This is a genomic window from Dietzia sp. CW19 (genome assembly GCF_014145265.1).
Classification (GTDB): Bacteria; Actinomycetota; Actinomycetes; order Mycobacteriales; family Mycobacteriaceae; genus Dietzia; species Dietzia natronolimnaea.
Genome location: NZ_JAALEE010000062.1, coordinates 1 through 9,767, shown reverse-complemented (window position 1 = coordinate 9,767; position 9,767 = coordinate 1). Strand labels below are relative to the sequence as shown.

The 9,767-nt window shown below is 72.0% G+C and carries 11 protein-coding genes and 1 pseudogene; 6 read left to right on the top strand and 6 right to left on the bottom strand.

Annotated features, from left to right (window positions below; all coding sequences use genetic code 11):
• Both G6021_RS02330 and G6021_RS02325 read right to left on the bottom strand, forming a co-directional pair.
• Positions 1 to 233: precorrin-6A/cobalt-precorrin-6A reductase (locus G6021_RS02330; protein WP_182640586.1), on the bottom strand; the 233-nt coding region annotated here is incomplete at its 3' end.
• Positions 230 to 1,720, bottom strand: coding sequence for a cobyric acid synthase (locus G6021_RS02325; protein WP_182615336.1), 1,491 nt, complete (start codon positions 1,718 to 1,720; stop codon positions 230 to 232). The genes G6021_RS02330 and G6021_RS02325, both read right to left, overlap by 4 nt.
• Positions 1,721 to 1,913: 193 nt before the next feature.
• Between G6021_RS02325 and G6021_RS02320 the strand changes: the two genes are divergently transcribed.
• The 5 genes from G6021_RS02320 to lepB all read left to right on the top strand — a co-directional run bounded on the left by G6021_RS02320 (position 1,914) and on the right by lepB (position 5,559).
• Positions 1,914 to 2,354, top strand: coding sequence for an Rrf2 family transcriptional regulator (locus tag G6021_RS02320; RefSeq protein ID WP_182615335.1), 441 nt, complete (start codon positions 1,914 to 1,916; stop codon positions 2,352 to 2,354).
• Between the two features lie 89 nt (positions 2,355 to 2,443).
• Positions 2,444 to 3,721, top strand: coding sequence for a globin domain-containing protein (locus tag G6021_RS02315; protein WP_182610285.1), 1,278 nt, complete (start codon positions 2,444 to 2,446; stop codon positions 3,719 to 3,721).
• Between the two features lie 79 nt (positions 3,722 to 3,800).
• Positions 3,801 to 4,502, top strand: coding sequence for a Crp/Fnr family transcriptional regulator (locus tag G6021_RS02310; RefSeq protein ID WP_182615333.1), 702 nt, complete (start codon positions 3,801 to 3,803; stop codon positions 4,500 to 4,502).
• A gap of 77 nt (positions 4,503 to 4,579) precedes the next feature.
• The gene (locus G6021_RS02305; RefSeq protein ID WP_182640585.1) at positions 4,580 to 5,155 is read left to right on the top strand and encodes a DUF6448 family protein; all 576 of its coding nucleotides are present in this window, start codon (positions 4,580 to 4,582) and stop codon (positions 5,153 to 5,155) included.
• Positions 5,155 to 5,559: a signal peptidase I gene (gene lepB, locus G6021_RS02300; protein ID WP_277815255.1), complete on the top strand. Its 405-nt coding sequence runs from the start codon at positions 5,155 to 5,157 to the stop codon at positions 5,557 to 5,559. The genes G6021_RS02305 and lepB overlap by 1 nt, the downstream gene beginning before the upstream one ends.
• A gap of 30 nt (positions 5,560 to 5,589) precedes the next feature.
• On the opposite strand, the gene G6021_RS02295 is transcribed toward lepB, so the two are convergent.
• From G6021_RS02295 to G6021_RS02280, 4 genes are all read right to left on the bottom strand, one after another.
• Positions 5,590 to 6,396 (bottom strand): substrate-binding domain-containing protein, encoded by an 807-nt coding sequence (locus G6021_RS02295; protein ID WP_182640584.1) that lies wholly within the window; start codon positions 6,394 to 6,396, stop codon positions 5,590 to 5,592.
• Positions 6,397 to 6,399: 3 nt separating this feature from the next.
• Complete coding sequence (locus G6021_RS02290) at positions 6,400 to 6,663, bottom strand: hypothetical protein (RefSeq protein ID WP_347238901.1); 264 nt, start codon at positions 6,661 to 6,663, stop codon at positions 6,400 to 6,402.
• Positions 6,664 to 6,717: 54 nt separating this feature from the next.
• On the bottom strand, positions 6,718 to 7,779 hold the full coding sequence (moaA, locus tag G6021_RS02285; protein ID WP_347238900.1) for a GTP 3',8-cyclase MoaA: 1,062 nt from the start codon (positions 7,777 to 7,779) through the stop codon (positions 6,718 to 6,720).
• Between the two features lie 62 nt (positions 7,780 to 7,841).
• The gene (locus tag G6021_RS02280) at positions 7,842 to 9,200 is read right to left on the bottom strand and encodes a solute carrier family 23 protein (protein WP_241731128.1); all 1,359 of its coding nucleotides are present in this window, start codon (positions 9,198 to 9,200) and stop codon (positions 7,842 to 7,844) included.
• Positions 9,201 to 9,362: 162 nt separating this feature from the next.
• On the opposite strand from G6021_RS02280, the pseudogene G6021_RS02275 reads away from it, so the two are divergent.
• Positions 9,363 to 9,767: pseudogene (locus G6021_RS02275) on the top strand (molybdopterin molybdenumtransferase MoeA); the annotation flags it as partial.

The following is a 9,767-nucleotide window of genomic DNA, read 5'->3' as shown; positions in this document are numbered from 1 at the left end:
GAGATCCCCGCGGCGAACGGGTGCGTGGCGTCCACGACCACGCGGACCCCCTGCGTGGAGAGGTGGTCGCGGAGCCCCTCGACCCCGCCGAAGCCGCCGATCCGGACCCGGCCCACGGGCAGGCGCGGACGCGCCACCCTCCCCGCCAGGGACGAGCAGAACTCGTGACCCGCGTCCTGCAGCAGTCTCGCCAGCTCCCGCGCCTCAGCGGTCCCACCCAGGACGAGGATCACCGCTCCGACCCCGGCGGCAGGGACGGCATCTCCGGCGCGCCCTCGCGGGCCAGCTCCAGCAGGGCGTCCAGGTCGAGGTGCTCCTCCGCCAGATCACCCAGCAGGTCCAGTCGCCTCTCGCGTGCGGCGGCGAAGTCCACACCGGAGGGTTCGCGGACCCGGCCGACACGGGCCGCCACCTCCGCGAGGTAGGCCTGACGGAACCCGTCGGACTCGAGGCTCCCGTGCCACATGGTGCCCGCCACACCGTCGCGCCTCGCACCCCCGAGGAACTCGGGGTCCGCGCCGAGGCCGATCCGCCCGTGGTGGATCTCGTACCCGGCCGCCGCCTGACCGAGCGCCTCCCCGGTGGGCAGCCGCAGGACCTTCTCCGGCCCGAACTCCGTCTCCACGTCCAGCAGCCCGAGCCCGTCGACCTCCGCGCCCTCGGGACCCTCCACCCCCTCCGGGTCCCGGACGAGTCGGCCGAGCATCTGGAAGCCACCGCAGATGCCGAACACCGACCCCCCGGCGTGGGCGTGGTCGATCACCGCGCGGTCCAGACCGCGGGAGCGGAGCCAGGCCAGGTCGTCGATCGTCGCGCGCGTGCCGGGCAGGACCACCAGGTCCGCGCCCCGGACGGTCCGGGGGTCGGTGACGAACTCCACGTCGACGGCCGGCTCCAGCCCCAGCGCGTCGACATCGGTGAAGTTGCTGATCCGGGGCAGCCGGATCACGGCGACCCGCAACGCCCGGCCGGCGTCGGCGCGGCGACCGCCGATGTCCAGCGCGTCCTCGGAGTCGAGCCACACGTCGGGGCTCCAGGGCAGCACTCCGTGGACCCGCCGTCCGGTGAGCGCCTCGAGGTGGTCCAGCCCCGGTCCGAGGAGCGAGGGGTCACCGCGGAACTTGTTGACGACGAAGCCTGCGACGAGCCGCTGGTCGGCGGCATCCAGGAGTGCCACCGTGCCGTACATCGCGGCGAAGACCCCGCCGCGGTCGATGTCGCCCACCACGACCACCGGCATGTCGGCGTGACGGGCCAGGCCCATGTTGACGTAGTCACCGGCACGGAGGTTGATCTCGGCAGGACTGCCCGCGCCCTCGCACAGCACCAGGTCGACCCGGTCGGCCAGGTCGTCGTATGCGGCATGGGCGGCGGTGGCAAGATGCACGCGACCGTCGACGAAGTCCCTGGACGAGACCGTCCCGGCGGGGCGGCCCATCACCACCACGTGGCTGCGCCGGTCGCCGCCCGGCTTGAGCAGCACCGGGTTCATCGCCACCTCGGGCTCGGCGCGTGCCGCGAGGGCCTGGATCCACTGCGCGCGCCCGATCTCCCCGAAGCCCGCCGGCCCCCGGACGACCATCGAGTTGTTGGACATGTTCTGCGCCTTGAACGGCGCGACCCTGACGCCCCGCCGGGCGAACGCCCGGCACAGCGCCGTCACCACCACGCTCTTGCCGGCATCCGACGTGGTGCCGGCGACGAGGAGGGAGGCTGCCATGGGGATCGATCCTAGCCGCGCCCTCCCCCACCCCCGCCGAGGTGCTCCGCCGAGGGTCCGACAGGCCGCGACGGTGAGGGGAACCCCGCGTTCCTGCTGGTGACACGCCCGCCAAATGCCCAGCTCAGAACGTGTTTGAGATCACTGCGGACAAATGCGCTCCGGCGGTTCGCACTATGGCACGCTCGGCCTCGTGCAGTTGTCCAGGTTCTCCGATCTCGCGCTCCGCGCCCTCATGCGTCTCGCCGTGGCCGACGGGCGCGGGGACCGGATGACCGCCGGGGGCATCGCCGAGTCGGTGAACGCGTCGACGAGCCACGTGGCCAAGACCGTCTCCCGGCTCGTAGAGCTCGGCCTCGTCGAGTCCCGGCGGGGCCGGGGCGGTGGTCTCGCGATCACCGAGGCCGGTCGTCAGGCGTCCGTCGGGCGGCTGCTGCGTGAACTCGAGGGACCCGGCGAGGTGGTGCAGTGCGAGGGCCCGGCGCCCTGCCCGCTGGCCGGCAACTGCAGCCTCCGCCGAGCCCTGGCCGAGGCCCGCGAGGCGTTCTTCGCCGCCCTCGATCCACTCACCGTCTCGGGCATCGTCCACACCCCGACCAGGCAGGTCCTGCTCAGCCTGGGACCCGCCCACTGACCGGTCGGCGACCACCGACCCACACCCCCTCGACGCCCGGCACCCCAGGTGCCCGGGTGACCCCGTCGCGCCCACTGAAGGAGATCCGCATGACCACGTCGCTCACCTCACTCGAGACGATCCTCGCCCATCCGCGGGAGCTCTCGCCGCACCACGTCCCGATCATCCGCGACACGCTCCCGGTCATCGGGGCGCACATCGACGAGATCACCCCGGTGTTCTACCGCACGATGTTCGGCAACCACCCCGAGCTCCTGCGCGACACCTTCAACCGCGGCAACCAGAAGCTGGGCGCCCAGCAGCGCGCGCTCGCCGCCTCCATCGCCACCTTCGCGACGCTGCTGGTGGACGGGAAGAGCCCCGTCGACATGCTGGCCCGGATCGGCCACAAGCACGCGAGCCTCGGGATCACCGCCGACCAGTACCAGGTGGTCCACGACAACCTCTTCGACGCGATCGTCCAGGTGCTGGGCGAGGCGATCACCCCGGAGATCGCGGCCGCGTGGGACGAGGTGTACTGGATCATGGCGGGCGTCCTCGTGGACTTCGAGAACGCCCTCTACGCCGAGGCCCGGGTCGAGCCGGGAGACGTCTTCCGGACCGCCGTCGTCCTGGCCCGGGAGGACGTCACCGATTCCGTCACCGTGGTGACCCTCGGCGGTCCCGACGGTGGCGACCTGCCGGACTTCCGACCCGGCCAGTACACCTCCGTCGGCGTGGTGCTGCCCGACGGCGCGCGTCAGTTGCGTCAGTACTCGCTGTCGGCGGCGCCGGGGTCGGGCACGTGGCGGATCGGCATCCGCCGGGTCGACGCGGTCTCCGGTGGCGCGGGTCCGTGCCCCGCCGGTGAGGTCTCCGGGTGGCTGCACGCCCACGCCCGGGTCGGCACCACGCTCCAGGTCACGCTGCCGTTCGGTGACCTGGTCCTGGACGCCGCGGGAACCGGGTCGGGCCCGGACGCGGCACCGGTCGTCCTGTGCTCGGCCGGGATCGGCATCACCCCGATGCTCGGTATGATCGCGCACCTGTCCGCGACGGACGATCCCCGGCGAGTCCTGATCCTGCACGCCGACCGCTCGCCCGACCAGCACGTTCTGGCCGATGAGGTGGCCGGCGAGTCCTCGCTGCTCGCCGACGCCGAGGTGCACACCTGGTACGAGCACGGCGCGGACACGACCGCCGGACCGGGCGCGGTCCACCACGGCGTCATGGACCTCTCCTCCGTCGAGCTCCCGGCGGGCGCACACGTCTTCCTGTGTGGGCCCACCGGCTTCCTCCAGTCGGTGCGCGCGACGTTCATCGAGGCCGGCGTGCCCGAACAGCGGATTCACGCCGAGCTCTTCGCCCCCAACGACTGGCTGGTCTAGTCCCGCGGGTGTGCCCGACGACCGCCGCGCTCACGATCAGCCCCACGCGAGGGAGCACCCGCGGTCACAATGGGACCCGATGACCCCCTCTCACGACCACCAGCACGCCGAGTCATGCGTCGCGGCGGTGCCGCTCTTCGCCCGGCTCTCACCCCGGCAGCAGGCCGAGGTGGCCTCGATGGCGCGTCCGCTCCGCGTCGAGCGCGGCGAGTGGATCGTGCGCGCGGGGCAGTCGTCGCCGCGATTGCTCGTGGTGCACGAGGGGCTGGTCAAGGTGGGCCGCACGGCGGAGGACGGCCGCGAGGCCACGCTGCGCCTCCTCGGCCCCGGCGACGTCGAGGGCGAGAGCGGCTTCCTCACCGGGACACGTCCGGAGAACGACTGCGTCGCGCTCGACCCCACGACGATGTGCGTCTTCGAGCACGGTTCGCTGGCCGGGCTCCTGAACCGATACCCGGACATCGGCGCATCCATGCTGCGCTCGCTCGCCATCCGCCTGGAGTCCACAGAGCGGATGCTCGCGGCCCGCACGCTGGCCGACGTCGGCGCACGGCTCGCCTCATATCTGCTCGACCTGCCCGCCGTCCGAGGCGTCGACGGGGTGGTGACGGTGCGACTGCCGATGTCCAAGAAGGACGTGGCCACCTACCTCGGTACCATCCCCGAGACCCTGAGCCGCCGACTCGCCGCGCTCGGGCGCGAGGGTCTTGTCGAGGTGCGCGGAGCCGAGGTCGACCTGCTCGATCCGGAGGGACTGGAGGCGCGGGCGGGCGGGGCTTGACCTAGGTCATGGGAACCCTCCCGTTCGGGCGCTACCGTCTGAGACGTACCAGTTCAGACCAGGGAAAGGACCCCGTCATGAACGTCACCTCGATCTTCGGCACGCTGCTCGGACTCGTCATCCGTGAGGCCTCCGCCCACTGCGACACCGAGGACGGCCCGGCCGTCACCGACGGCCGCCGTGCCCTCGACAGCGGCAACGTCAATGTCGCCCTCAAGTGGGTCCACCCCGGGGGCGAGGACGAGGTCCGCGCCGTCTTCGACAAGGTCCGGCGCGTCCGGGTCGCGGGCGGCGAGACCAGGGAGGTCGCCGACAGGTGGTTTCTCGAGACCTTGGTCCGCGTGCACCGCGCGGGCGAGGGCGCCGGCTTCAGCGGACTCGCGCCCGCCGGTGCCGGCGTCGACCCTCGGGTGGTGGCCGCCGACGAGGCGCTGGAGCTCGGCAGCATCGAGCCCCTCAGGGGCCTGGTCGACGAGGACCGGTGGGACGAGCTCGAGCGTCGTTTCGACCACGCCATCGCGCTCAGGGGCTTCGACCCCGACGACCTCGTCGCCGCCCGCGAGTACATGGACGCCTACGTGCGATTCTTCAAGTACGCCGAGGGGCACGACCACGACCACCACGGTCACGACCACCACGAGCACGCGCCCTGATGTGGTGGCTCACCCGCGTCCGATCCGACTCAATGGAACCGACCCTGCGTGCCGGGCAGCTCGTTCTCACCAGGTCGCTCCGACGGTCCACACCGATCCGCCGGGGCGACCTGGTCGTGGTGGATCACGCCGAGGTGGTCGGCCGCGTGCTCAAGAGGGTGGTCGGCCTGCCCGGCGAGCGCATCGAGATCGACGGCGGCGCGGTCCGCGTGGACGGCGTACCCCTCGAGGAGTTGTACGCCTCGTCGTCGTACTACCGCGGTGACTTCCACGTCCCGGCCGGGCACTATCTCCTCCTGGGTGACAACCGCGACTCCTCCTCCGACGGCCGCACCTGGCGTCAGCCCTACGTCGAGAGGTCGGCCATCACGGGTCGGCTCAGCGGGCGATGCCTCACCGCGTGACGTCGAGAACCCGGGTTTCAGTACCCCGGGTCACTCCGGCAGCGCGTCCAGTCCGGCACCCTCGAAGGTCCGGCGGCCGCGTTCGGAGGTCACGAGCTCGCGGAAACGGTCGGCCGCCACCCGTTCGGCCTCGCCCCCGGGCCCGCTCTCCCCGCTGGGGACGCGGGCCAGGACGTACCGGGTCGTTCCCGCCGACCGCATCAGGTCCCGCTCGCGACCCTCGGGACTGACGGGCGCCACCCACCCGTGCGAGCTCGCGACGTCAGTGCGGTAGACGATCCCGACGTCCATCTCGTTGTCCGCGAGCCGGACACTGAGCGCGCGGGACCCGTCCTCCCATGTGACGTCCGTGGGCTCCACCGCCGCGGCGGCGAGCACCTTCTCGGTCGCTTTGCCACACGGGGTGTCCGGCACACACAGGCCCACGCGCAGGTCCGGGCGGGACAGGTCGCCCAGTCCGCGCACGCGGAGGGGGTTCCCGGACGGCACCGCCACGACCACGTGGTTCCGGGCGAAGATCTGCGGTTCCGCGGCGGCTCCCTGTGCCACGGCGAGGTCCATCACCTCCTCGCTCGCGGAGGCGAAGACGTTGAGGTCCGTGCGATCGGACAACCCCTCGGCGATCTCGTCCGACCGCCCCAGTTCGAGGTGGACCCGGACCCCGGGATTCTCCTCCTCGAAGATCTGGATGAGGTCGGTGAACGCGACGGACAACGACGGCGCGGCGGCCACCCCGAGCGAGACGGTCGCGGTGGCCTCCGGCTCCTCGGTCGCACACGCGAGCCCGGAACACATCAGGGCCACGCCCACCACCGCGATCCCCTGACGCCGACCCACCGGTCAACCCCCGGCGAAGGGGGGCAGGATGTCGATCACGGAGACCCCGTCGATCGAGGCGAGGGGGTCGCGCGTGGTCTCCTCGCCGATGAGGAAGGACGACACCGTGACGATGCTGGCCAACGGCTCACCGTGCCTCTCGCAGACCTCCCGGGCCAGTTCACCGATGGTCGCGGCGTCCGTGTGGAGGCGCTCGCGGGCGGTGCCGGCCGCGTCCTCGGCCGCCGCGTAGTACCCCACGGTGATCATTCTCGATGTCCTGCTCACGGTGTCGACTCTAGCCCGTGCCCCCGACGCGCCGCCGCCGCTTTCGGTGACACGTCATCCGCCTATGGCGCCCATCGACCGGCGCGGCCGGTGGAACGCCGTCCCACCGATGCCGTGCCCGGCCTGCTTACCCCACATCGCCCCGCGCCACACCCGGGCGATCTCCGCGTCCTGCGCCCCGGAGCGCAACACACCCAACACGTCGGTCTCGTCATCACTGAACAAGCAGGATCTCACGGTCCCCTCGGCGGTCAGCCGCGTCCGGTCACAGGCCGCGCAGAAGTTGCGGGTGACGGTGGCGATCACCCCGACGTGGGCCGGGGACCCCGCGACCGAGCGTCCGGCCACCTCCCACAGTTCGGCCGGGGCGGACGGGTCCTCGCGACCGGCGGGCACCAGGTCGAAGCGCGCACCCAACACGTCGAGCAGCTCCTGCGCCGTGACCATCTCGACCCTGGACCAGGTGTTGTCGGCGTCGAGCGGCATCTCCTCGATGAACCGCAGCTGCACGCCCTCCTCGAGAGCCCATTCCAGCAGGTCGGGAGCCCCCGGCAGGGTGGCCCTCATCGGCACGGCGTTGACCTTGACCGGGGCGAGTCCCGCCTCGACCGCGGCACGGACCCCGCGGAGCACCGACGGCAGCCGGTCGCGACGGGTGAGCTCGGCGAACTCGAGGCGGTCGACCGTGTCCAGGGAGATGTTGATCCGGTCGAGCCCGGCCTCGACCAGTGCGCCCACCCGGTGCTCGAGGCCCACGCCGTTGGTGGTGAGGGCGATCGGAAGGTCAGGGCACGCCTCCCGGGTCCCGGCGACGATCCTCTCGAGGTCCTGCCGCATCAGGGGTTCGCCGCCGGTGAAGCGCACCTCGCGGACCCCGAGGTCGTGATGCGCCAGCGTGACCAGCCGGATCACCTCGTCGGTGGTCATGCGTGCGGCCTCCGGGATGGGCGGCAGCCCCTCCTCCGGCATGCAGTACGTGCAGCGCAGGGAGCACTTCTCCGTCAGCGACACGCGCAGATCCCGCCCGGTGCGACCGAAGGTGTCGATGAGCAACGGGGTGGCCGGCCGCGCGCCGTCGGGGCGCGGCCGAGGGCTCGGGATGTCGGTCGCGGTCACGCGCACCTCCGATCTGCCGGGCGTTCTGGTCGAGTGTAGGCGCGTGAGCGCCACCCCGCCGTCTACCTCTCCGGCACCTCCACCTCCGGGTTCGGCCCGAGGAGGGTGAGCTCGTGGATCTCGTCGCGCTCGGCCTGCGCTCTCAACTGCGGCGCGATCAGCCGGGCGAGGTGGTACCCCAGCACCACCACGAGGGTGCCGAGCGCGATCCCGCCGAGCTGGAAGTCGTCCGTCACGGTCAGGGTCGTGTCGCCCACGGCGATCACCACGCCCGCCGCCACCGGGACCAGGTTGAGCGGGTTGCCGAAGTCGACCCGGTTCTCCTTCCAGATCTTCGCCCCGAGCAGGCCGATCATCCCGTAGAGCACCACGGTGATCCCGCCCAGCACGCCGCCGGGCGTCGCCGAGATCACCGCGCCCAGCTTGGGCGAGCAGCCCAGGAGGATCGCGGTCAGCGCCGCCACCACGTACGCGGCCGTGGAGTAGACCTTGGTCGCGGCCATCACCCCGATGTTCTCGGCGTACGTCGTCGTCGCCGATCCGCCGAACGAGGTGGCCAGGACGGTGCCCGCACCGTCGGCGGCCAGGGCGCGGCCCATCAGGCCGTCGGTCTCGGTGCGCGTGATCTCGCCGATCGCCTTGACGTGACCCGCGTTCTCGGCGATCAGGGCGATGATCCCGGGGACGATCAGCAGCACGAACGCCAGGGAGAAGTCGGGCGCGTGGATGCCCACCACGCCCGCGGCCTCGTCGGTCATGGGCGGCAACCCGAGCCACGGCGCGTCCCCGACGCCCGACCAGTCCACCCGCAGGTGCTCGGTCACCTCGCCGGCGGTGGCGCTGAACGAGGTGATGGGACCGGTCACCAGGTCCAGCACCCAGGACAGGACGTAGCCGAAGATCAGCGCGAGGAAGATCGCGATCCGGCCGGCGAAGCCCTTCAGGCCCACCGTCATGAGGACCAGCGCGATCATCACCGTCAGCGCCACCCACTGGTCCTGCGGCCAGTAGGTCTCGGCCACCACGGGCGCCAGGTTGAAGCCCAGCAGCATCACCACGGCGCCGGTGACGACCGGGGGCAGCACGGCGGTGACCACGCGCCCGCCCACCACGTGCACGATGACGCCGACCACGGCGAGGGTCGCACCCGCCACCAGCATCGCGCCGGTGACCTCCGCGCTCGTGCCGCCCTGCGCGCGGATCGCCGCGACCGCCCCGACGAACGCCACCGAGGTGCCCAGGTAGCTGGGGACCTGCCCCTTGACGATCGCCAGGAACAGCAGCGTGCACACGCCGGAGAAGAGGATCGCGAGCTGCGGGTTGAGCCCCATGATGATGGGGAAGACGAACGTGGCACCGAACATCGAGACCACGTGCTGGGCGCCGATGCCGATCGTCCGGGGCCAGCTCAGGCGCTCCATCGGGGCCACGACCTCGCCGGGCCTGATGTTCTTGCCGTCGCCGTGGACAGACCACAGCTTCCTCGAACCCCGCGCGCCGTCCGCCACCGTCTCCCCTTTATTTCCCCGCCTGCGCCCCGCGCGCGGACCGTAGGCACAGTACAACGCGATTACCGTGGGGGCATGGCCTCCCACCCCGACCGCCCGACCCACCCCGTATCCCGGCCGTCTCCCGCCGGGTACCGAGAGCTCCTGCGCACGCATCTCGCGCCGGTGCTGGAGCGGGCCGCCCAGAGCACGCGGTTGCCGGTCGTGGCGTGCGCGGACTCGGTGCTCGCACGGGACCTGCTCGCGTCGGTGGACCTCCCCCTGTTCGTGAACTCGCAGATGGACGGCTACGCGGTGCGGTCGGCCGACATCGCCGGGGCCGGTCCGGACTCGCCGGTGCGGCTCCGGGTGGTGGGGACGACCCACGCCGGTGACGGACCGGGGCCACGGGTCGACGACGACGAGGCCTGCAAGGTGATGACCGGTGCGCCGGTCCCCGAGGGTGCCGATTGTGTGGTCCCCGTGGAGGACACCTCCATC

What these genes read in the sequence shown, in the direction of transcription:
- G6021_RS02325 (WP_182615336.1), bottom strand. Translation starts at nt 1,720, where the DNA reads ATGGCAGCCTCCCTCCTCGTCGCCGGCACCACGTCGGATGCCGGCAAG.
- G6021_RS02315 (WP_182610285.1), top strand. Translation starts at nt 2,444, where the DNA reads ATGACCACGTCGCTCACCTCACTCGAGACGATCCTCGCCCATCCGCGG.
- G6021_RS02310 (WP_182615333.1), top strand. Translation starts at nt 3,801, where the DNA reads ATGACCCCCTCTCACGACCACCAGCACGCCGAGTCATGCGTCGCGGCG.
- G6021_RS02305 (WP_182640585.1), top strand. Translation starts at nt 4,580, where the DNA reads ATGAACGTCACCTCGATCTTCGGCACGCTGCTCGGACTCGTCATCCGT.
- lepB (WP_277815255.1), top strand. Translation starts at nt 5,155, where the DNA reads ATGTGGTGGCTCACCCGCGTCCGATCCGACTCAATGGAACCGACCCTG.
- G6021_RS02280 (WP_241731128.1), bottom strand. Translation starts at nt 9,200, where the DNA reads ATGGAGCGCCTGAGCTGGCCCCGGACGATCGGCATCGGCGCCCAGCAC.